At 71.7% G+C, this 21,733-nt stretch carries 21 protein-coding genes and 1 pseudogene; 16 read left to right on the top strand and 6 right to left on the bottom strand.

The genetic code is table 11. From position 1 onward, the window contains the following. Both JAN01S_RS00755 and JAN01S_RS00750 read left to right on the top strand, forming a co-directional pair. The coding region (locus JAN01S_RS00755) for a putative nucleotidyltransferase substrate binding domain-containing protein (RefSeq protein ID WP_280513163.1) at window positions 1–602 on the top strand (602 nt) is incomplete at its 5' end. Beyond that, window positions 599–1,312, top strand: a complete 714-nt coding sequence (locus JAN01S_RS00750) for a 3'-5' exonuclease (RefSeq protein WP_068312127.1) — start codon at window positions 599–601, stop codon at window positions 1,310–1,312. The genes JAN01S_RS00755 and JAN01S_RS00750, both read left to right, overlap by 4 nt. Before the next feature lie 101 nt (window positions 1,313–1,413). On the opposite strand, the gene JAN01S_RS00745 is transcribed toward JAN01S_RS00750, so the two are convergent. Further along, on the bottom strand, window positions 1,414–2,580 hold the full coding sequence (locus JAN01S_RS00745) for a S1 family peptidase (protein WP_068312123.1): 1,167 nt from the start codon (window positions 2,578–2,580) through the stop codon (window positions 1,414–1,416). 312 nt (window positions 2,581–2,892) lie between these two features. Here JAN01S_RS00745 and ahpC point away from each other — a divergent pair, with 312 nt between their 5' ends. The 5 genes from ahpC (at window position 2,893) to JAN01S_RS00720 (ending at window position 7,350) form a co-directional block, all read left to right on the top strand. Continuing rightward, the gene (gene ahpC, locus JAN01S_RS00740) at window positions 2,893–3,459 is read left to right on the top strand and encodes an alkyl hydroperoxide reductase subunit C (protein WP_068312120.1); all 567 of its coding nucleotides are present in this window, start codon (window positions 2,893–2,895) and stop codon (window positions 3,457–3,459) included. Between the two features lie 128 nt (window positions 3,460–3,587). Further along, window positions 3,588–5,267 carry an alkyl hydroperoxide reductase subunit F gene (gene ahpF / locus JAN01S_RS00735; RefSeq protein ID WP_068312118.1) on the top strand — a complete coding sequence of 560 codons (1,680 nt, stop codon included), beginning with the start codon at window positions 3,588–3,590 and terminating at the stop codon, window positions 5,265–5,267. 97 nt (window positions 5,268–5,364) lie between these two features. After that, complete coding sequence (locus JAN01S_RS00730) at window positions 5,365–5,793, top strand: cupin domain-containing protein (RefSeq protein WP_068312115.1); 429 nt, start codon at window positions 5,365–5,367, stop codon at window positions 5,791–5,793. Between the two features lie 92 nt (window positions 5,794–5,885). Continuing rightward, entirely contained in the window at window positions 5,886–6,695 is an 810-nt protein-coding gene (locus tag JAN01S_RS00725) for an alpha/beta fold hydrolase (protein ID WP_068312113.1), read from the top strand. Window positions 6,696–6,849: 154 nt separating this feature from the next. Continuing rightward, window positions 6,850–7,350 carry a hypothetical protein gene (locus JAN01S_RS00720; RefSeq protein ID WP_068312110.1) on the top strand — a complete coding sequence of 167 codons (501 nt, stop codon included), beginning with the start codon at window positions 6,850–6,852 and terminating at the stop codon, window positions 7,348–7,350. 53 nt (window positions 7,351–7,403) lie between these two features. On the opposite strand, the gene JAN01S_RS00715 is transcribed toward JAN01S_RS00720, so the two are convergent. The 3 genes from JAN01S_RS00715 to JAN01S_RS00705 are packed head-to-tail and all read right to left on the bottom strand — an operon-like array spanning window position 7,404 to window position 10,801. Beyond that, the gene (locus tag JAN01S_RS00715; RefSeq protein ID WP_244884693.1) at window positions 7,404–10,076 is read right to left on the bottom strand and encodes a multicopper oxidase domain-containing protein; all 2,673 of its coding nucleotides are present in this window, start codon (window positions 10,074–10,076) and stop codon (window positions 7,404–7,406) included. After that, entirely contained in the window at window positions 10,073–10,534 is a 462-nt protein-coding gene (locus tag JAN01S_RS00710; RefSeq protein WP_068312107.1) for a hemerythrin domain-containing protein, read from the bottom strand. The genes JAN01S_RS00715 and JAN01S_RS00710 overlap by 4 nt, the downstream gene beginning before the upstream one ends. A gap of 6 nt (window positions 10,535–10,540) precedes the next feature. Further along, complete coding sequence (locus tag JAN01S_RS00705) at window positions 10,541–10,801, bottom strand: DUF2249 domain-containing protein (RefSeq protein WP_068312104.1); 261 nt, start codon at window positions 10,799–10,801, stop codon at window positions 10,541–10,543. A 68-nt stretch (window positions 10,802–10,869) separates the two neighbouring features. Between JAN01S_RS00705 and JAN01S_RS00700 the strand changes: the two genes are divergently transcribed. From JAN01S_RS00700 to JAN01S_RS17740, 8 genes and pseudogenes are all read left to right on the top strand, one after another. Continuing rightward, entirely contained in the window at window positions 10,870–11,526 is a 657-nt protein-coding gene (locus JAN01S_RS00700) for a helix-turn-helix transcriptional regulator (RefSeq protein ID WP_169797141.1), read from the top strand. Between the two features lie 260 nt (window positions 11,527–11,786). Continuing rightward, window positions 11,787–13,403, top strand: coding sequence for a flavin-containing monooxygenase (locus JAN01S_RS00695; RefSeq protein ID WP_068312097.1), 1,617 nt, complete (start codon window positions 11,787–11,789; stop codon window positions 13,401–13,403). After that, window positions 13,400–14,254 (top strand): SDR family NAD(P)-dependent oxidoreductase, encoded by an 855-nt coding sequence (locus JAN01S_RS00690; RefSeq protein WP_068312094.1) that lies wholly within the window; start codon window positions 13,400–13,402, stop codon window positions 14,252–14,254. The genes JAN01S_RS00695 and JAN01S_RS00690 overlap by 4 nt, the downstream gene beginning before the upstream one ends. A gap of 58 nt (window positions 14,255–14,312) precedes the next feature. Continuing rightward, window positions 14,313–15,305 carry an NAD(P)H-dependent flavin oxidoreductase gene (locus tag JAN01S_RS00685; RefSeq protein ID WP_068312091.1) on the top strand — a complete coding sequence of 331 codons (993 nt, stop codon included), beginning with the start codon at window positions 14,313–14,315 and terminating at the stop codon, window positions 15,303–15,305. Window positions 15,306–15,425: 120 nt separating this feature from the next. Further along, entirely contained in the window at window positions 15,426–16,256 is an 831-nt protein-coding gene (locus JAN01S_RS00680) for an aldo/keto reductase (protein ID WP_068312088.1), read from the top strand. Then, window positions 16,256–17,608, top strand: coding sequence for an aspartate aminotransferase family protein (locus JAN01S_RS00675; protein ID WP_068312085.1), 1,353 nt, complete (start codon window positions 16,256–16,258; stop codon window positions 17,606–17,608). The genes JAN01S_RS00680 and JAN01S_RS00675 overlap by 1 nt, the downstream gene beginning before the upstream one ends. A 62-nt stretch (window positions 17,609–17,670) precedes the next feature. Next, window positions 17,671–18,801 (top strand): annotated as a pseudogene (locus JAN01S_RS00670) (class I adenylate-forming enzyme family protein); the annotation flags it as partial. Next, window positions 18,799–19,266, top strand: coding sequence for a class I adenylate-forming enzyme family protein (locus JAN01S_RS17740; RefSeq protein ID WP_370670771.1), 468 nt, complete (start codon window positions 18,799–18,801; stop codon window positions 19,264–19,266). The pseudogene JAN01S_RS00670 and the gene JAN01S_RS17740, both read left to right, overlap by 3 nt. Window positions 19,267–19,309: 43 nt before the next feature. Here the strand turns inward: JAN01S_RS17740 and JAN01S_RS00665 are convergent, their stop codons facing one another. Both JAN01S_RS00665 and JAN01S_RS00660 read right to left on the bottom strand, forming a co-directional pair. Further along, window positions 19,310–19,768 (bottom strand): hypothetical protein, encoded by a 459-nt coding sequence (locus tag JAN01S_RS00665; RefSeq protein WP_068312082.1) that lies wholly within the window; start codon window positions 19,766–19,768, stop codon window positions 19,310–19,312. Between the two features lie 46 nt (window positions 19,769–19,814). Then, window positions 19,815–21,314, bottom strand: coding sequence for a cytochrome P450 (locus JAN01S_RS00660; RefSeq protein ID WP_084359873.1), 1,500 nt, complete (start codon window positions 21,312–21,314; stop codon window positions 19,815–19,817). Between the two features lie 114 nt (window positions 21,315–21,428). On the opposite strand from JAN01S_RS00660, the gene JAN01S_RS00655 reads away from it, so the two are divergent. Next, window positions 21,429–21,725 carry a hypothetical protein gene (locus JAN01S_RS00655; protein WP_068312080.1) on the top strand — a complete coding sequence of 99 codons (297 nt, stop codon included), beginning with the start codon at window positions 21,429–21,431 and terminating at the stop codon, window positions 21,723–21,725. Window positions 21,726–21,733: the final 8 nt, after the last annotated feature.

Raw genomic sequence — 21,733 nt, 5'->3', positions numbered from 1 at the left:
GCGCCGAGTTCGCCCAGTGGCTCGACGAGCCGGTCCCCGATGCCGTGCTCGGCGCGAGCATCTTCTTCGACTCCCGGCCGCTGGCGGGCGATCACGAGCTGCACGCCGCCCTCGTCGACGAGGTCGCCGGACGGCTGCCCGGGGCGCGCAACCTCCTCGGGCACCTGGCCGCGCAGGCCGTCGACAACGATCCGCCGCTCGGTTTCTTCCGTGGCTTCGTCCTCGCTCGCAGCGGCGAGCACAAGGACCTGCTCGACCTCAAGCGCGGCGGCGTCGGGGCGATCGTCGACCTCGCCCGGGTCCATGCGCTCGCCGCCGGCCTGACGGTCGTCAACACCCGGGCCCGACTGCGTGCCGTCGCCGGACCGGGTGGACTCGCGCCCGAGACGGCGGAGGGTCTCGTCGACGCTCTCGAGTTCATCTCCCACGTGCGCCTGGCACACCAGTCCCGGCAGCAGGAGGCCGGCCTGCCCGTCACCTCGTGGCTCTCGCCCGACGACCTGACGACCTTCGAGCGGCGCGCCCTGCGGGAGGCCTTCCACGTCGTGCGCCGGGCCCAGCGTGCGCTGGCCCAGTGGCATCCCGGGCAGCGCCGGACATGATCTGGCGTGGAGGTGCGCGCGGTGGGCGAGAGGCCCGACGCCGGGAGGCCGCGGCCCGGCGCGCGCCGGCCGGCCCGCTGCGGGACCACCTGACGGTCCCGGCGCCCGCGCCCGGGACCCCGGTGGCCGAGCTGCCGCTGCTCGCCGTCGATCTCGAGACGACCGGCCTGGACCCGGGCCGGGACCGGATCGTCGCGATCGCGTGGGTGCCCGTCGACGGGCTGGGCGTGGTCCTCGGGGGAGCCGGACGCCTCGTCGTCAGGCCGGGATCGGACGTCGGTGAGTCCGCGACCCTCCACGGACTGACCGATGATGCGGTGGCGTCAGGGGTGACTCCGGGCAAGGCTCTCGCCCGGCTGCTGGATGCCCTGGCCGGTCGGGTGCTGCTCGCCCACCACGCGGGTCTCGAGGCCGGGTTCGTCTCGGCCGAGTGCGCGCGGGTCTTCGGCGCCCCCTTCGTCCCGCCGTCCGTGGACACGATGCGGCTGCAGCGCCGAGTGCTCGAGGGACCGCTCGGTACCGGACCCGAGCCCGCGGGCGGTGAGCTGCGGCTCACGGCCGCGCGCCAGCGCTTCGGCCTGCCCCGCTACCGCGCCCACGACCCGCTCGCCGACGCCCTCGGGTGCGCGGAGCTCTACCTCGCCCAGGTGGCCGAGCTCTCCCTTCGCTCGCGCTCGCCGTTGACCCTCGCGGACGTCATGACCGGCTGAGGGGCCCGACACTGCACCCCCCTACGGCACTGCGGTCTCTCGACGTCGAGACTCTGCATTGCCATAGGGGGATGCGAAGGGTCGAGCGTGGGTGAGGAGGGTCAGTTCGCCGTGTCGATCGTGACGCCGTAGTAGTTCGCCGCGTCGACGACCGGCTGGTAGAAGCTGTACGAGCCGGCCGCGTAGCCGCGGTTGTACCCGCACTCGACACCGACGGGACCGCCGGAGGTCATGCCCTGGGCGAGGTTGCCGACGCCGATGTAGGCGCCACCGGAGTCGCCGCCCTCGGTGCACACGCTCGCCTCGGCGAGGCCGGAGACGATGGTGCCGCCGTAGTTGACGGTGCGGTTGTAGGCCTTGATCGTGCCGCAGGTCCAGCCCGTCGTGTTGCCGGCCTTGCAGATCTCGGAGCCGACCGCGTTCTTGCTCGCGCCCTGGACGGCGTAGTACCCGGAGTGGCCGCGGCTGTCGACGTAGGGCTGGCCGACGTCCTCGGAGTCGATGTCCATCAGGCCCATGTCGACGCTGCTGTAGCCCTCGTGGAAGCGGGTGTGCGTGCCGCGCCCGATGTGGGTGCCGTTGGCATCGAGGATGTCCGGCAGGCCCTCGACGCAGTGGCCGGCGGTGAGCAGCACGTTGTTGCCGCTGGAGGTCCGGCCCGGGTAGCCGAGGCTGCAGTTGGTGCCGGGGGACAGGTCCATGATCCGGCCCGGGACGACGTCGGCCTGGGTGGTCAGCTCGTCGGCGGTGGTGACGGTGACCTTGTCCATGCGGGAGATCTTGTTGCGCAGGCCCTTCGGGGCGTCCTTGGCCAGGCGGACCTCGACGACCCCCTTCTGCAGGTTGGGGCCGACCGTGACGACGTGCCCGGACCGGGTGCCGGCGCGCTGCAGGACCTTGTCGGCGACCTTGTCGAGGGCGCTCTGGCTGACGGTCGTGCTCGGGCGCAGGCCGGCGGCGCGGACCTTCGCCGCGTCCGCGGCGGAGTCGACCCCGACGACGAGCTGGGTGCCGTCGAACCATGCGCCGTCCGCGTCGACGCCCTTCGCCTCGAGCGAGCGAAGGGAGGACTGCTTCTTCTCCTTCGCCGCCAGGAAGGCCTTGGCCTGGCTCTGGGTCTTGCCGTCGCGCTCCATGACGTACGACGTCATCGGGTCGGCCTGGTTGATCCCGGAGTCGGGGACGGGGGCGGCGGACGTGGCGGGGGCGAGGACGACACCGGCGCCGATGAGCGCTCCGGTGAGGGTCAGGGTGCTACGCAGGGTCATTGCCTTCTCCTTGTCACGGCCGGGGTGTCCGGCTCGTGCATCGAAGGTGGACCGCTCGTGTGACCCGCGCCATGCCAGCTGACCGATTCCGGACCCGACCTGACGAAACCCGGGAGCACGTGCCGGGAACTCCTGACGCCCTCGCGACGAGTTCACACCGCTCGCACTCACCGTTCACGGCAACTTCACGCCGCCGGTTTGCACTCCGGGACCCCCTTCGCTAATCTGGAATCATTCCATTCGACGGAACGCTCAAGTGGCACCGATCGGTGGAATCACCTGCAACCCTTCAGATGCACAGGAGACCTACGCATGTCCCTCATCAACACCCAGATCAAGCCCTTCCAGGCCACCGGTTACATCAACGGTGAGTTCAAGGACTTCTCCGAGGCGGACATCGCCGGCAAGTGGGCGATCTTCTTCTTCTACCCGGCCGACTTCACCTTCGTCTGCCCGACGGAGCTCGAGGACCTCGCCGCCGAGTACGACGCGGAGCTCAAGGGCCTGGGCGTCGAGGTCTTCTCGGTCTCGACCGACACCCACTTCACGCACAAGGCGTGGCACGAGACCTCCGACGCGGTCGGCAAGGTCACCTACCCGATGCTCGGCGACCCGACCGCGACCATCTCGCGCAACTTCGACATCCTGCGTGAGGACGAGGGCCTGGCCAACCGTGGCACCTTCCTCGTCGACCCGGACGGCGTCATCCAGTTCCTCGAGATCACCGCCGAGGGCATCGGCCGCAACGCCAAGGAGCTCGTCCGCAAGGTCAAGGCCGCCCAGTACGTGCGCAACAACCCGGGCGAGGTCTGCCCGGCCAAGTGGGAAGAGGGCGCCGAGACCCTCGCCCCGAGCCTGGACCTCGTCGGCAAGATCTGATCCGGCTCTCCTGCAGCAGATCCAGCCGCAAGAGCTGATCCTCTCTTGCATCTCAGGTGGGGGGCGGACCGCGCCGCCCCCCACCACCTGAGCCCACCCCCCTTCGCCCGACAGGAGTCGTTCCACCCATGGCCCTCGACCCGAACCTCGCCACCCAGCTCAAGGCCTACCTCGAGAACCTCCGCGAGCCGATCGAGCTCGTCGCCTCCCTCGACGACGGGGCCAAGTCCGCCGAGCTCGACGACCTGCTCGTCGAGATCGAGGGCATGAGCGCTCAGATCACCCGCCGCGTGGCCGAAGGGGGAGAGCGCGACGAGCGCGTCCCCTCCTTCGCGATCACCCGGGTCTCCGACCCCCAGGTCTCCGTGCGCTTCGCCGGCATCCCCATGGGCCACGAGTTCACCTCCCTCGTCCTCGCGCTGCTGCAGGTCGGCGGTCACCCGAGCAAGGCCTCCCAGGACCTCATCGACCAGGTCAAGGGCCTGACGGGCGAGCACCACTTCGAGACCTTCTTCTCCCTCAGCTGCCAGAACTGCCCCGACGTCGTGCAGGCGCTCAACCTCATGAGCGTCCTCAACCCCGCGATCACGCACACCGCCATCGACGGCGCGGTCTTCCCGACCGAGGCCGAGCAGCGCGGCGTCCTCGCGGTGCCCACCGTCTTCCACAACGGCGAGGCCTTCGGCTCCGGCCGCATGGAGCTCGCCGAGATCGTCGGCAAGGTCGACGAGCTGTCCGGTGGTGACGCCGCGGCCCGCGCCGCCGAGGAGCTGTCCGCCCGGGAGCCCTACGACGTCCTCGTCGTCGGTGGCGGCCCCGCCGGCGCCTCCGCGGCGATCTACGCCGCCCGCAAGGGGATCCGCACCGGTCTGGTCGCCGAGCGCTTCGGTGGCCAGGTCCTCGACACCATGTCGATCGAGAACCTCATCTCCGTGCCGCACACCGAGGGCCCCAAGCTCGCCGCCGACCTTGAGCGCCACGTCAACGAGTACGACGTCGACCTCATCCGCAGCCAGGCCGCCGCAGGCCTGAGCGAAGGGGAGGACGGCCTGACCGTCGTCGACCTGGGCAACGGCGCCGCACTCTCCGGCAAGACGGTCGTCCTCGCGACCGGTGCCCGCTGGCGCACGATGGGCGTCCCCGGCGAGGAGGAGTACCGCAACAAGGGCGTCACCTTCTGCCCGCACTGCGACGGTCCGCTCTTCAAGGGCAAGCGCATCGCCGTCATCGGTGGCGGCAACTCGGGCGTCGAGGCCGCGATCGACCTCGCCGGCATCGTCGGTCACGTGACGCTCATCGAGTTCATGGACGAGATGCGCGCCGACGAGGTGCTCCAGCGCAAGCTGCGCTCGCTGCCCAATGTCGACATCCGCCTCGGCACCAAGACGACCGAGGTCGTCGGTGACGGCGGCAAGGTCACGGGCCTGGTCGTCGAGCCCCGCGACGGTGGCGACTCCGAGGAGCTGGCCCTCGAGGGCGTCTTCGTCCAGATCGGCCTGCTGCCCAACACCGAGTGGCTCGGTGACGCGGTCGAGCTGTCCGAGCGCGGCGAGATCGTCATCGACGGTGTCGGCCGCACCAGCCTGTCGGGCGTCTTCGCCGCCGGTGACTGCACGGTCGAGCCCTACAAGCAGATCGTCACCGCCCTGGGCGCCGGTTCGACGGCCTCGCTGAGCGCCTTCGACCACCTCATCCGCACGAGCGCTCCCGACGAGGAGTCGGCGATCGCCGCGACCAAGGCGGCCGACGGACCGCTCGAGGCCGGCGACCAGATCGACGTCCCGGACTCGGTGGGTGCCTCGGCCTGAGCAGTCGATACCGTCTGGATGAGCCACGGCACGCTCCCTTCGAGACGCTTGCTGCGCAAGCTCCTCAGGGGACGTGCTCTCGAGACAGGAGAACAGCATGAGCGAGCAGATCGACCTCACCGACCACGGTCCGGCCCCCTACGTCGTCAACATCGAGGACGCGACGGAGCAGAACACGAACTACCGCTCCACCCTGTGGACCGGGAAGTTCATGCAGCTGACCGTCATGGCCATCGCGCCCGGTGACGACATCGGCCTCGAGGTCCACGAGGACCACGACCAGTTCCTGCGGGTCGAGGCCGGCCGCGGCCGCGCCCAGATGGGACCGGCTCAGGACGACCTGTCCTTCGACCGCGAGGTCGGCGACGACGACATCGTCATGGTCCCCGCCGGGCAGTGGCACAACATCACCAACATCGGCGACGAGCCGCTCAAGGTGTACTCGCTCTACGGCCCGCCGGAGCACGTCCACGGCACCGTCCACGCGACCAAGGCCGACCAGGACGCGGACCCCAACGAGCACTGATGCGCCCGACGAAGGGTGGGGCGCACGTGACGTGCGTCCCACCCTTCGTCATGGGTCTGGCGCCCGAGGTGACCCCTCAGTAACCTCCCCTGATGCAGAGTTGCATCGAGTACACCCGCCACGAGGGGCCCGGCGAGCCGGTCGTCCTCATCCACGGCATCGGCCACCGACGCCAGGCGTGGGGTGAGGTGCCGCAACTGCTCAACGCGCGAGGTCACGACGTCTACGTCATCGACCTGCCCGGGCACGGCGAGTCGCCCGTCCCGACCCGGCCCGACGGGTACTCGATGCGCAGCCAGGCCGAGCAGCTCGAGCGGTTCTTCGCCCACCGCGGTCTCGACCGACCGCACGTCGTGGGCAACTCGCTCGGCGGCTACATGGCGCTCGAGCTCGCCCACCGCGGCTCCGTCCGGACCGCGACCGTGCTCTCGCCGGCCGGGTTCTTCCCCCCGCACCACCTGCCCAACATCGCGGCCAACCTGCTCTTCATGAAGGCCGGCAGCCACCTGCCGGAGGCGCTGCACCGCACGCTCAACGCCCACCTGTGGTTCCGCAAGCTGGCCTTCCGCTCCCTCTACACCCACCCCGAGAAGGTCTCGCTCGAGGACGCCATCGGCGACACACTCAACCTGCGTCGCTCCAGGGCCTTCTGGCGCCACTTCGTCCGGGCGACCTTCCTGAAGTTCACCCGGCGTGTGCAGGTCCCGACGACGATCGCGTGGGGCGACACCGACCGGCTGCTGCTGCCGTCGGAGGCCGAGGTGGCCCGGACCCGGCTGCCCGAGGCGACCCACGTGAGCCTGCCCGACAGCGGTCACTGCCCGCAGATCGACCACCCCGAGCTGGTCGTCGACGTCGTCGCCGAGACGATCGCCCGGCAGGACGAGGCGATCGCCGTCTGACCCGACCACCGGTCGGAGTGCTCATCTTCCAGCCGTGGGGATGAGTAGCGCAGCGGTCCACCCCGGCAGCGCGCTCGAGCAGGATCGGTCTCGGCGGTCGACAGGCCGCCGAGACCGAGGCGCAGGGCCCCGGTCCCTCACAGGGGAGAAGACCATGACTGCTCGTCACACCTCACGGATCACGACCCGCGTCGCCACCCTCCTGGCCACCGGTTCGCTCGCCGTCGCCGGCATCGCGCTCGGGGCAGCGCCGGCCCAGGCCGCCGGCTCCGACGGCGACTGCCCGCCGGCCACCCAGCCCCCGTCCGCCAACACCTGGATCGACCCGCACACCGGCGCCTACCGAGGCGTGCGCAAGATCTCCGACGTCCGCGGCCCCGGGGCGGGGTACATCGCGATGTGGTCGATCCAGACCTACGAGACCTTCGGGCACGACTACTACCAGCGCGAGACCTGGGACGTCGACCACATCAGGGAGCCGGTCCGCACCGACTGCCGGCGCGAGGAGCGCGACCCGGAGCCCCCGACGCCGACCAGCGGTGGTGCTGGCGGCTCGGGAGCGCCCATCGGTGGCGGTGGCACCCTGGGGATGTCCGGCCTCGGGGGAGACGACGAGGTCCGCTACGGGAAGGTCGGCGAGATCGAGCCGCTCTGACCTGCACGACACCGCCCGGACGCGTCATGGACGCGTCCGGGCGGACGTGCGTCTCAGCGCACCCGGACGATGCCGCGCGCCCCCTTCTCCCCGTCGCTCATCACGTGGTTGACGAAGGGGTAGTGACCGGCCTCGGGGAAGGTCAGCTCGACGAAGCCGCCCTGGGCGGGCATCAGGCCCAGCGCCTGGGAGCCGGCCGCCGCGCCACCCACCGCGTCCGGTCCTCCGGTGCGGTAGGCGCCCTCGCTCCACACCGTGTCGAACTGCCCACCGACGACGTGGAAGGAGACCGGCCGGTCCGGTCCGGCGTCGAGGACCCAGAAGCGCACCCGCTCGTCGACGCGGGCGGTGAGCGGGTCGGCCTCGTACTGGAAGGCGCGGCCGTTGAAGGCGGTCGCGGCCGCGTCGCCGTCGGGCTCCTCGCCGGCGTGGAGCTCGGATGCGGTCACCACGTAGGAGCGGTCGACCTCGGGCAGGTCCGGGGGCTCGATGACGACCGCGCCGAACATGCCCTGGGCGATGTGCGTCGCCATCGGCATCGTCGAGCAGTGGTACATCCAGATGCCCGCGCGCTCGGCGGTGAAGGAGTAGGTCAGCCGCTGCCCGGGCGCGATCGTGCGCATCGGCTCGTCGGGTGCGAGCGAGCCGGCGTGGAAGTCGATCGAGTGCCCGATGCTGCCGTCGTTGACCAGCGTGATGACGAACCGGTCGCCGACGCGCCCGTGCAGGGTCGGCCCCGGCGCGGTGCCGCCGAAGGTCCAGCGGGTGCGGGTCACGTCGGGCGCCACCTCGACCTCGACCTCCTGCACGCGCAGAGTCACCCGGTGCGTGCGCTCGTCGGGCAGCGGTGGGAGAGAGGCGTCGTCGGCCTCGAAGCCCTCCGGCCAGGTCGCGCCGGGGTTGAGGGCGAAGGGGGCGTCATGGCCGTCGTCGTGTGACGCTGCGTCGTGGCCGGATGTGGCCTGAGGTGCGACGGAGGAGCCTCGAAGGCCGGTGTCCTGAGGTGCGCCCGTCACATCGATCGTCAACGTCATGCCCATCCGCCGGTGCCCGGTCACGGTGCACCAGCCCTCGCGGTCGGCGCCGACGATGCCGACGTCGAGGGTGGCGGACTCCCCCTTCGTCAGGCGGGGGGTGCGTGTCTCGTCATCGAGGTAGAGGTCGTGGACGGTGCTGCCGTCCTCGTTGGTGAGCGTGATGACGAGCCGGTCGCCGGCGGGCACCTCGATGTGGGAGGGGCTGAAGGTCATGTCGGCCCGGGCGGTGACGGCCACCTCGGTCGTCTCGCCGGTGGGCGCGACGGCTGCCGCAGGGGCGGCGCTGACGGTGCCGCCGTCGAGGGCGGGCTGCAGGGCGGGGCCGGTGGCCAGGGCGAGGGCCACGAGCGTCACGCCCGCCATGGCCTGGGTGCGGGGGAAGGGGGGATCGAGGACCCGCGCGGCCTCGGCCCGACCCTGCTCCAGGCCTGCGCGACGCTCCTCGGGGGTGGCCGTCGCTGCCTCCCGGCGGGCCGCGACGAGCCGCGTGATCGTCGTGAGCATGATCGGGATGAAGGCGACCAGCCCGATGAGCACGAGGGTGGTCAGCACGACGCGGGTGCCGGAGGGGACGGGCAGGAGCGAGAGCGCCAGCGGCACGTTGATGATGACGATGCGGGTCATGCCGAGGCGGTCGAAGCCCTCGATGCCGACCCGCACGACCCGCGGGCCGCCGCCGATGACGGACGGCACGAGGTGGCTGAGCGCGCCGGTGAGCACCTGCAGGCCGAAGCCGACGACGAGCACCGCGGCGACCCGCCCGTAGCCGGTGCCCATGGCCGCGAAGTCGTCCGCGGTTGCCACCCGCCAGCCGACCATGCCGATGCCGACGAGGAACCAGACGGTGCTGGCCAGGACGGACCACGCGGCGAAGTGGCGGGGCGGCTTCTGCCGGGTCGGCGAGACGAGCGAGCGGGCGGACCACAGCAGCGCGGCGAGGTAGCCGGTCACGCCGGCGAGGAGCAGCCAGCGCCACCCGGCCACGGCGCCGGTGCACGCGAGCGCGAGACCGAGGACGAGGCCCGGCAGCGCCTGGCGGGCGCGGCGCTCGGACGCGTCGTCCATGCGGGCGCGCAGGATCGTCGGCCACAGCGTGATGAGCGTGCCGGTGACGGTGATGCCCACCCAGCCGAGCAGGTTGACCAGCGAGTGCGCGAGGAGCAGCCGGGCGTGCACCTCGTCCGTCTGGCCACGGGCGAGGAGCACGCCGAGCGTCGCGCCCACGGGCAGGAAGGCGGCCGACGCCAGGTAGTGGTGGACGACGACGCGGAATCGCCCGGGCAACGCGCCGCGCAGCCGGCGCGCCAGCTGCCACGCGTGCCAGACGACCGCGGCGCCGACGGCGGTCGCGCCGACGAGGGTCAGCCACCACCACGCCGTCGGCACACCGACGAGGACGGCGATGATCCCCAGGTGCAGGAGGACGAGACGCCGGTTGTGCGTCGCCCGGACGTCGATGTCGGGTCGGTGCTTGAGCAGCGTCGTCGCGAAGTGCGAGCTCCACACCATGATCGAGTGCGTGATGGCGCCGAGGGCGACCATGTGCACCATCAGCCACGTCGAGTCCGGGACGAAGGGGTGCACGAGCGCGGTCAGGGCGGCGGCGACGAGCCACAGCACACCCGGGCGGTCGCGCATCGCCCACACGCCGGACTGCCCGCGGGGTGGCCCGGCCGGTCGTGCGGTCACGGGGACGCGAGGGGTGAGGTAGGGGAGGCCGCGGCGGTCAGCTCGTCGACCTCGGTCCAGTCGTCGCCGCGCAGGGTCGTGAGCGAGGCGGGGAAGAGGCCGTCCTCCTCACGCTCGATGTGCGAACGCAGCTCCTTGTAGAAGCGATCGGCCAGGTCGCTCTCTCCGGCGCGGATGCGCTCCAGCAGCTCGTCGAGGGTGACGTGCTCGCCGCACAGCGCGTCGACGTACTCGGTGAAGTCCTCGTCGCGCCGCAGCACGGTGAACAGGCCGACCTCCTCGGCGTCGGTGTGCGGGGTGAGCAGTCCGGCGACCTCGTCGACGAGCTCGGCGACCTCATCGGTGCACCCGGCCTGCGCCGCGCGGCGCAGCATGCCGGTGGCGTTGATGATCTCCTCGTGCTCAGCGGTGAAGCGTCCGATGACGTCGATCGACTGGCACCCGCAGTAGGAGCACACGGTCGGTCAGGACTCGGCGCGGGTCAGGCGCAGGGTCCAGGCGTCGGGGCCCGGCACGAGGTACTCGACGGACCAGACTCCCGGCTCCAGTCCCTCGACCTGGCGCAGCAGCGGCTGCGGGTCGTGCGGGGCGACGAGGTCGAGCGAGCGCCCCGGGCGGATCGCCGAGAGGGCGCCGATGACCGTCGCGTGCCGGATAGAGCGCGGGACCGGACGGACGTCGAGCGAGGGGATCTCCTCGGCCAGCGGGAGGTTGGTCTGCGTCATGATGGGTCCCTTCGACGGTGGTGCGGGCTCGTTGTCCTCGCACCCGACAATTTACTACATTGGATCCCGTGAAAAATCATCCCCTCGGCCCACGACCCGCGCCCTCGGCGGACCCGGGTGACCTCGGCGCGGCCGAGCGGGTGCTCGAGGCCCTGCGGGAGTCGGGACGGCCGCTGCGCATCGGGGAGATCGCGACCGCGGTGGGATCGCACGACAACACCGTGCGCGGGCACCTGGCGACGCTGCTCGAGCGCGGTCTCGTGGAATCGTCGACGGCTCCTGCGGAGGGTCGTGGGCGCCCTGCCGTCCTGTACGCGGCCGGCCCGCGCCCGGGGGCGCGCACCGACGAGTACCGCTCTCTCGCAGGCGCCTTCGCCGCGGACCTCCTCGCCAGCGGCGACGGTCCGGAGGTGCGTGGGCGGGCGCGCCGGATCGGGCGCACCTGGGGTGAGGGCCTGCGTGCCCCGACGACGAAGGGGGGTCCCCACGAGCGTCTCGACGCGGCGCTGGCGGACCTCGGTTTCGGGCCGCGACGCGACGGCGACGTCGTGCGCCTCACGACCTGCCCCCTGCTCGACCTGGCCGTCGCCAACCCGGACGTCATCTGCCAGGTCCACCTCGGGCTCGTCGACGGGATCCTCGACCGGGGTGAGGGCGACGAGGAGGCGGAGCTGACCCCCTTCGCCGAGCCGGGGGCCTGTCTCCTGCGCACTCCACCCGCGTAGCGTCTGGGGCATGAGCCAGAGAGCGATGCAGCGACCAGATCGGCGGCCACTCCGAGCGCGAGGAAGTGCTCGTCGTACTCGCTCTTGCGGGTCAGGACGAGCGGCTCACCGTCACGACACCCCAGGTCGGAGACCGATTGAGCGAGTGGCCTGGTGACACCGAAACGCACGACGGTCATCCAGTGACGGGGGTCTGTCCTCCCGCGCCGATGGTGGCGTAGGTTACTCGCGAGGAACATGAGTTCGATGGAAGGTCGCTGATGACTACCGCACCCGAGGGCCACGCGCAGCCAGGCCTCGCTCGCCGTGAGCTGCCCGAGAGCGTCGACGTGCTCGTCGTGGGCGCAGGACTGTCCGGCATCGGTGCGGCGCACCGCATCCGGGAGGCCAACCCGGGGATCGAGCTGGCGATCCTCGAGGCCCGCGAGACGACCGGCGGCACGTGGGACCTCTTCCGCTACCCGGGCGTGCGGTCCGACTCCGACATGTTCACCCTCTCCTTCCCCTTCCGTCCGTGGCAGGGGCGCAAGGCGATCGCCGAGGGTGGCGACATCCTCGACTACATCCGCGAGACCGCCCGCGAGAGCGGTCTGGACGAGCTGATCCACACCGGGCACCGGGCCGTCGCCGCGAGCTGGTCGACCGATGAGCAGGAGTGGAGCGTCGAGGTCGACACCCCGACCGGGCGTCGCGTGGTGCGCGCCCGCTTCGTCCACCTCGGCAGCGGCTACTACAACTACGAGCAGGCGCACGACGCCGGCTTCGAGGGGCGCGAGGACTTCCGCGGGACGATCGTGCACCCGCAGTTCTGGCCGGAGGACCTCGACTTCGCCGGCAAGCGCGTCGTCGTCATCGGCTCCGGCGCGACCGCCGTGACGGTCGTGCCCGCGATGGCCGAGACGGCCCAGCACGTGACGATGCTGCAGCGCACGCCGAGCTACGTCTTCGCGCTGCCCGGGGTCGACCCCTTCGTCCAGGTCCTGCGCAAGCGTCTCTCCCCGCAGGCCGTCCAGTCCGCGGCCCGGGTGAAGAACCTCGGCATGCAGTACTTCCTCTACGGGCTCTCCCGTCGCCGGCCGGCCGCGGCCAACAAGCTCGTGCTCGGCGTGCTGCGCCAGCAGCTGCCCAAGGACGTCGTCGACGAGCACTTCACCCCGCCGTACGACGTGTGGGACCAGCGTCTGTGCGCGGTGCCCGACGGTGACCTCTACGCGTCGATCCGTCGCGGTCGGGTCGACGTCGTCACCGGTCACATCGACCGCTTCGTCCCCGAAGGCGTGCGCCTCACCGACGGTCGCGTCGTCGAGGCCGACATCGTCGTCACCGCGACCGGTCTGACGCTCAAGCTCCTCGGCGGCATCGAGTTCACCGTCGACGGTGAGCCGGTGGCGATGGAGCGCGCCTTCGCCTACCGCGGGCTCATGCTCGCCGGCGTGCCCAACGTGTCGATGACCGTCGGCTACGTCAACGCGTCGTGGACCCTGCGCGCCGACCTCGTGAGCCGCTACGTCGCCCGCCTCGTGCGGCACATGCGCGACCGCGGCCTGGGCGTCGCGGTCCCCGTCGCCCCCGACGGCATGCAGGCCGGCCCGATCATGGACCTGACCGCCGGATACGTGCAGCGGGTCATCTCGGCCTTCCCCAAGGTCGGCGACCGGGCGCCGTGGACGATGCCGCAGAGCTACGTCAAGGACAAGATCGCCTTCGGCCGCGCCGACGTCACGACCGACATGCACTTCATCCCGGAGGGGACGCAGGGGGCGACCCTCCCGCAGGGCGCACAGGCTCCGGCCTCCCTGCCCCTGCCCGGGACGTCGAGCAATGTCGACGGATCGCCGGGCGACCTCGTCGACGAGACGCTCGAGGTCGCACGATGAGGCGTCCCGAGCTGGTCGTCGCCGGCGGCACCGCCGTCGTCACCGGCGCGGCCGGTGGCATGGGTGAGCACATCGCCAAGGGCCTGGCCCGGCGTGGCGCTGACCTCGTCCTGCTCGACCGGGACGCCGCGGGCCTGGACCGGGTCGTCGCGGACATCGGGCGCGAGACGCCGGGGGCGGGGGTGACCCCCTTCGTCGTGGATCTCGCGGACCGCACCGCCACCGACGAGGTGATCGCCGCGATCGCCGCCGATCACGCAGACGTGACGATGCTCTTCAACAACGCCGGCGTGGCGGTGGGCGGGCGCTTCGTGCAGGTCTCGGCGGACGACTTCGACTGGCTGCTCGAGATCAACCTGCTCGCGCCGATCCGGTTCACCCGGGCGCTGCTGCCGCTCATGCTCGCCAACGGGCAGGGCCAGGTGGTCAACACCTCCAGCCTCTTCGGGCTCGTCGGTCCGCCCGGGCAGAGCGCCTACTGCACGAGCAAGTTCGGCCTGCGCGGGTTCTCCGAGTCGCTGCGCAGCGAGCTCGAGGCCGAGGCAGCACCCGTCGGCGTGACCGTCGTGCACCCGGGCGGCATCCGGACCAACATCGCGGTCAACGCGCGCGTCGCTGAGGGCGTCGACCCTGAGGAGGCCGAGCGCAACAAGCGCGCCTTCGCCAAGATGCTCAGCTACCCGGCCGACCGGGCCGCCGGGGAGATCGTCGACGCCGCGATCGCCCGCGCCCCCCGGCTGCTCATCGGCAAGGACGCCAAGGCGCTCGACAAGCTGGCGCGGCTCACCCCTTCGCACTACTGGTCGCTCATGGGCCGCGCGATGGCCCTCGCCGCCAAGCGTGCGGGGTGACGACGACCACGCCGGGACGGGCGAAGGGGGCGCAGCGCTCACCTGCCACGATGGGGCCATGACCATGCCTCAGCAGCTCCAGGGCCGCCTGCGCCTGCCGATCATCTCCGCGCCGATGTTCCTCGGGTCGGGTGTCGACCTCGTCGTCGGCGCCTGCCGGGCCGGCGTCATCGGGACCTTCCCCGCGCTCAACCTGCGCACCACGGAGGACTTCGACGGCTGGCTGACGCAGATCGAGACCGCGCTCGCCGAGCCCGGCCCCGAGGGTCGTGAGCCCGCGCCCTACGGCGTGAACTTCATCGTCCACAGCTCCAACCAGCGGATCGAGGCCGACCTCGCGCAGATCGTCGCGCACGAGGTGCCGCTCGTCATCACGAGCCTCGGCGCGGCCAAGGAGGTCGTCGACGCGGTCCACTCCTACGGCGGGCTCGTCTTCCACGACGTCACCAACGCCAAGTTCGCCCGCAAGGCCGCCGATGCCGGCGTCGACGGGCTGATCCTCGTCTCCGCCGGGGCCGGTGGGCACGCCGGTGGGCTCAACCCCTTCGCCCTGATCTCGGAGGTGCGCGCCGTGTGGGACGGGCCGCTCATCCTCGGCGGCGCCCTCTCGACCGGCCGCGACGTCCTCGCGGCACAGGCCGCGGGCGCCGACCTGGCGTACATGGGAACCCGGTTCCTCGCGACGGAGGAGTCGCTCGTCTCCGAGGCCTACCGCGAGATGATCGTCGGCTCCGGCGCCGAGCAGATCGTCTACACGCCCTCGATCAGCACGATCCCGGCGAACTTCCTGCGCGAGAGCATCGTCGCCGCCGGCCTCGACCCCGACCACCTGCCGGTGCCGGACAAGGTGGATCTCGGGCACGTGACCAACCCGCACGCCGAGGAGACCACGCAGAGCGGCCCCGCGCCCAAGGCGTGGAAAGAGGTGTGGAGCGCCGGCCAGTCCGTCGCCGGCATCGACTCCGTCGTCCCCGTGGCCGAGCTCGTCGACCGGCTCGAGGCCGAGTACACGCAGGCGAAGGGGGAGCTGCTCGCCGTCATCGGTGAGTGAGGGTGTCGAGGGGTGTCGAGGCTCGGCCGCGGACGGCCTCGCACCTCCACCCACGTCGGCCGCGGGCGCCCCAGCGGAACGACCGGTGGCGGGGGTTGCCCTCTTCGTTAGCGTGGGGCCATGACTGAGCTCCCCACCCGCATCCTCGGGGACGGCGTCTCCGTCCCGGTCCTCGGCTTCGGCACCTACCCCCTGCGCGGGGACGACGGCGTGCGCGCCATCGCCTCTGCGCTGGAGGTCGGCTATCGCCTCATCGACTCGGCGGTCAACTACCGCAACGAGCGGGAGGTGGCGGAGGCGATCCGGGCCAGCGGTGTCGACCGCGGCGACGTCTTCGTCCAGACCAAGGTGCCCGGTCGCGACCATCGCAGCGCCAAGCACTCGATCACGACCTCGCTGCAGGTCATGGGCCTGGAGTACCTCGACAGCGTGCTCATCCACTGGCCCAACCCGTCGCAGGAGTCGTACGTGCGCGCCTGGGAGGGGCTGGTCGAGGCGAAGGAGGCCGGCCTGGTCCGCTCCATCGGCGTCAGCAACTTCACGCCCCGGTACCTCGACGAGATCATCACCGCGACCGGCGTGACACCGGCGAGCAACCAGATCGAGATGCACCCGGCCTTCCCCCAGGTGGAGCAGCGCGCGGCAGACGCCGAGCGGGGCATCGTCACCCAGGCGTGGAGCCCGATCGGGCGTGGCGCGGCCTTCGACGCCGAGCCGGTCATCGCTGCCGCCCGAGCACATGACGTCACGCCGGCACAGATCGTCCTGCGCTGGCACCTGCACCTGGGGTCCCTGCCGCTGCCCAAGTCGGCCGACCCGGAGCGGCAGCGCGGCAACCTCGAGGTGCTCGGCTTCGACCTGTCCGAGACCGAGGTGGACGCGATCACCGCCCTCGGTCGCCCCGACGGTCGGCTCTTCGGCGCCGACCCCGACGTCCACGAGGAGATGTGATGGAGCTGCTGCCCCGCCTCGACCCGGAGGAGACCAAGCGCCTCGACCGCGCGCACGTCTTCCACTCATGGAGCGCCCAGGACCTCATCGATCCGCCGGTGGTCGTCTCCGCGCGGGGCAGCCGCTTCACCGACGACTCCGGTCGCGAGTACCTCGACTTCGCCAGCCAGCTGGTCAACGTCAACCTCGGCCACCAGCACCCCGAGCTCGTCGAGGCGATCGCCGAGGCGGCCGGGCGGATGGCGACGATGGCCCCCGGTTTCGCCGTCGAGACGCGTTCGCAGGCCGCGGCGATGATCGCCGACAAGGCACCCGGCGACCTCGACTCCGTCTTCTTCACCAACGGCGGAGCCGATGCCAACGAGCACGCGATCCGCATGGCGCGCCTGCACACCGGTCGGCACAAGGTGCTCGCGGCCTACCGCAGCTACCACGGCGGCACCGCCGCGGCCATGGCCCTGACGGGCGAGCCACGACGCTGGGGGAGCGAACCGACCGTCTCCGGGGTCGTCCACCACTTCGGCCCCTACCCCTACCGCTCGCCCTTCCACTCCGAGAGCGAGGCGCAGGAGTGCGATCGGGCGCTGGCGCACCTGCGCGAGGTCATCGCCGTCGAGGGTCCGCAGCACGTCGCCGCGATCGTCCTCGAGACGATCGTCGGTACCAACGGCGTGCTCGTCCCGCCGGACGGTTACCTCGCCGGTGTCCGCGAGATCTGCGACGAGCACGGCATCGTCATGATCGCCGACGAGGTCATGGCCGGCTTCGGGCGCGCGGGTGAGTGGTTCGCGGTGGACCGCTGGGGCGTCACCCCCGACCTCATCACCTTCGCGAAGGGGGTCAACTCCGGCTACGTACCGCTCGGCGGCGTCATCGTCAGCGCGGCGATCCGGGAGACCTTCGGCCAGCGCCCCTACCCGGGCGGACTGACGTACCAAGGGCATCCGCTCGCCTGCGCGTCGGCGGTGGCGTCGATGCGCATCTTCGAGCGGGACGACATCATCGGCCGTGCCCGGGCGCTCGGTGAGGACGTCATCGGGCCCGGCCTGCGCGAGATCGCCGAGCGGCACCCCAGCGTCGGAGACGTCCGCGGGATCGGCGCCATGTGGGCGGTCGAGCTCGTCCGCGACAGGGAGACCCGGGAGCCGCTCGTGCCCTTCAACGCGGCCGGGGCTCAGGCCGCGCCGATGGTGGAGGTCGCCACCGCGTGCAAGAAGTCCGGCCTGTGGCCGATGGTCGCCGGCAACCGCGTGCACGTCGTGCCGCCCCTGACGACGAGTCCCGACGAGGTCCGCGAGGGCCTGGCGATCCTCGACGAGGCGCTGGCGGTCGCCGACGCCCACACCGCGTGACCGCCGGCGACACCTCGGCGGAGGACGCGGCGGCTGACGACACGGTGGGGGACGACGACGCGATGGCCGGTCGGTGGCCGGTGCGCCCGCGGCCCGGCGAGGCCGTGCCGGCCCCCTTCGGCATGTCCGCCTACTGCGTCGCCGACCCGGCGCAGCGAGCACCCGAGCGGGACGCGCTCGTCGTCGTCCACGGTGACGGTGAGGACTCGCGCTGGACCTTTGCCCAGGTCGACGACACCGTGCGCGCGGTGGCCGCGGGCCTGCTCGGTCTGGGGCTGCGCCCGGGCGACCGGGTCCTGCTGCGCATGGGCAACCGGGCGGACTTCCCCTTCGTCTTCTTCGGGGCGATCGCGGCCGGACTCGTCGCCGTGCCGACGAGCGCACAGCTCACGGCCGCCGAGGCCGGGCGGCTGCTCGAGGACTGCGGTGCAGCCGCGGTCGCGCTCGACCCGGACCTGGAGCTCGAGGTCCCGCCCGACATGCCGGTCATCACCTCCGAGACGATCGCCGGGTGGGTCGCCGGGGACGAGCGGGCCGAGCACGACCTCGGCGACCCGGACCGGCCCGCCTTCATCACGTACACCTCCGGCACGACCGGCAGGCCGAAGGGCGTCGTCCACGCACACCGCAGCGCCTGGGGCCGTCGGCCGATGTACCGCGGCTGGTACGGCCTCGACGAGGGCGACGTCATGCTCCACGCGGGGGCGCTCAACTGGACGTACACGCTCGGTGTCGGCCTGACCGACCCGTGGGCCAATGCTGCGACCGCCATCGTCCACGACGGGCCCCGCGACGGTCAGGTCTGGCCGCGGATCGTCCACTCGCACAAGGCAACTCACCTCGCGGCGGTGCCAGGGGTCTACCGGCACCTGCTGCGGCACGGCGACCCCGGCACGTGGGACCTGTCCAGCCTGCGGGCGGCGCTCGTGGCGGGGGAGGCGCTCCCTTCGGCCCTGTGGCAGGAGTGGATCGAGGCGACCGGCGTGCCCTTGTACGAGTCGCTCGGGATGAGCGAGATCTCGACCTTCGTCTCGACGGGGCCGGACGTGCCGGTCCGCGCCGGCAGTCCCGGGTGCGCTCAGCCGGGTCGACGCATCGCGGTCCTCGACCCGGAGCGGCTCGACGACCCGACCCCGTTGCCGCCCAACGAGATCGGGCGCCTCGCCGTCCACCGCGACGACCCGGGCGTCATGCTCGGCTACTGGCAGCGGCCCGACGAGACCGCCGACGTGATGCGGGGCGAGTGGTTCGTCACGAGCGACCTCGCCGAGCTCGACGAGGACGGGTACCTGACCTACCACGGCCGTGCCGACGACGTCATGAACGCGATGGGCTACCGCGTCTCCCCGGTCGAGGTCGAGGACGCGCTCGCGGGCACGCCCGGCGTCGCCGAGGTCGCGGTCTCGACGCTCGACGTCGGTGACGGGGTGAGCCTGGTGTGCGCGTGGGTCGTACCCAGTGACCCCGAGGCGGACCGGGAGGCCTTGCAGCGCAGCGTGATCGACCGTGCTGCCGAACGGCTGGCCCCCTACAAGCGGCCCCGAGAGGTGCGCTTGGTCGAGGCCCTCCCGAGGACGGCGAACGGCAAGATCGTGCGGAGGAGCCTGGCTGCAGCAGCGGCTCCCTCGCCCGGTGGAGGTAAGCGCGCGGACGAATGACCGGCGCGTCGTCGTCCACTCGGCTTGACAGCTACATCGATCATCAGTGCGGGTGCGCCGGGGACCTGACCGGATCCTTGGCGCCGATGACCCGGGCGATGACCCCGCCGAAGATCCCCAGCGCGCACGGGATCGCGAAGAAGGTGAGCATGAGGATGCTCGACCAGACCAGGTAGACCACGAGGCTGTGGCCGGATGTGGAGCCGGGGGAGTGCTCGAAGATCCCCACGGACGGTCCCAGCACCGGGATGCTCGCGACGGCCGGCAACAGGACGGCCGTGACGGCCAGCCAGTGGAGGGCCACTGTCGGGACCGACTCAGCACGCCACGCATCCCTGGCGGACCAGGCCACGGCGGCGCAGCTGACGACCGCGAGGAAGACGAAGCCCGCCACCACCGGGAAGTCGAGCGCCTCCAGGGACCACAGGGTCAGGGCGATGCTGCCCCACGCGGCGACGACGAAGTAGGCGCACCGCAGCGCGATCGCGATGGCGTGTGACACGACGTCTCCCTGGCTCGAGGCCTCCCACTCTAGGAGCCTCGCTCGGTCACCGCCGCGTCAGACCCACCCGGAACCCGACCGGCATGAGCGTCAGCCGCTCGGTGATCGTCAGGTCGTACCCCGGCTCGGGCGTCAGGTCGAAGCGGTGCAGCAGCTTCGCCAGGACGATCACCGACTCGTGGAGGGCGAACTGCCGCCCGATGCAGGCACGCTCGCCGGTGCCGAAGGGCTTGTAGGCGTGGGCCGGGCGGGCCCGGATGTGCTCGGGCAGGAAGCGGTCGGGGTCGAAGCGCTCCGGGTCCGGCCACACGTCGGGGTCGCGGTGGAGCAGCGGGATGAAGACGAGCACCTTGTCCTGCGGCGTCATCCGCAGCCCACCCGGGGCGCCGGCCGAGCCGTCGGCGCCGATCGTCGTCGTCTCCCGGGGCGAGCGGGCGAAGCCGGGCGCCGTCGGCCACAGCCGCAGCGTCTCGTCGACGACCCGGCGCAGGTACCGCAGCTTGGGCACCTGCTCGAAGGTCGGGTCCGCTGCCGGGTCGCTGCCGAGCACCTCGTCGAGCTCGGCCCGCACCCGCGCGAGCACCTCCGGCTCGCGGGTCAGGTGGTACAGGGCGAAGGACACCGCGCCGGAGGTGGTCTCGTGTCCGGCGACGAGCATCGTGAGGATCTGGTGGCGCACGTTCTGCGCCTCGAGGAGCGCCCCGGAGTCGTCGACGGGCTCGTGCATCATCCGCCCGAGCAGGTCGTCGTGCCGTACCCCGCCCGCCTCACGGTCGGTGACGATCTGCCGCAGCAGGTCGTCGATGTAGCCGTGCCGCGCCAGGGCCTCACGGTCCTTGCGCCGGACCATCCGTCGTCCGACGAAGGGGAGGGACGCCACGTTGGAGCGCGCAGCCGCGTGCGACATGTCGGAGACGAAGGTCGTGACGAAGGGATCGACCTCCGCGCTTTCGAAGCTGCCGAAGGTGTGGCTGAAGGCCGCCCGCGCGATCGTCTCGAGCGTGAGTTTGGTTAGCCACGGGGAGACGTCGACGGTCCTCCCTTCGCCTGCCGCCTTGTCCCACACCGAGATCAGCTCGTTGGTCGCCCCGACCATGACGTCGTGGTACCCGCGCATCGCGGCCTTGGAGAAGGCGGGCATGAGCAGGTCGTGTGCCAGGCGCCAGTTGGGCTCGTCGGTCTCGGCGGTGAAGAGCCCGTCCTCGACGAACATCCTCAGGTCCTCGACCCCCGGGGCCAGCGCCTTGGTGAAGCGCTTGTCGTCGCACAGCTCACCGACGATGTCGACGCCTCGGGCGAAGACGAACTTGCGGCCGATCGCGACCATCTCGAACATCGGCCCGAGGTCCCGGCCGAGACGGAGCATGTTCTGCACCGGCTGCGTCGGGTCCATCCCCTTGCGGAAGGCGTCACCGACCACCCGACGGCGCCCGGGAGGGTGCGGGAACTCGTGGTCGGCCCACCCCATGCCGTCGTTCGGCGGGAACCGCTCCAGCGTGTCGCCGGTGGCTGCAGGGGCCGGCCGGAGCCGGGTGGCCACGTCCATCGGGGCCGTCCTTTCGTCAGGTGTAGTGACGTGACTCACGGTAGTCCCCGGCGGCCCGTTTGTGCAGGTGTGACGCCCTGTCCGTCGCCGGCGTGGTCATGGGATGATGGCGCCATGAGCAAGCACACGTACCAGCGACTGTCGCACCCCCCGACCGGCCCGCACGCCGTCGAGGACCTCGGGCACGCGCAGAACCCCGCGTGGTGGACCGTCATGACCCTCGGGATCATCGCCGGCGCGGTCGGCACCTGGGCGGTCGTCGTCCTCAGCCCCGTGCTCGGCATCGTCGCCGCCGTCCTGGCCGTCGTGACCATCGTCGTCGGTGTCGTCATGTCCAAGATGGGCCTGGGCAGCTACACCTACGGCGAGGGCGACACCGCGACCGACAGCGCTTCGCTCGGCATCAAGTGACCCGATGA

Origin of the sequence: Janibacter anophelis NBRC 107843, from assembly GCF_001570945.1 — a bacterium.
Lineage (GTDB): Bacteria > Actinomycetota > Actinomycetes > Actinomycetales > Dermatophilaceae > Janibacter > Janibacter anophelis.
The sequence above is the reverse complement of the archived record's forward strand: the minus strand, read 5'-3'. Positions and strand labels throughout refer to the sequence as shown.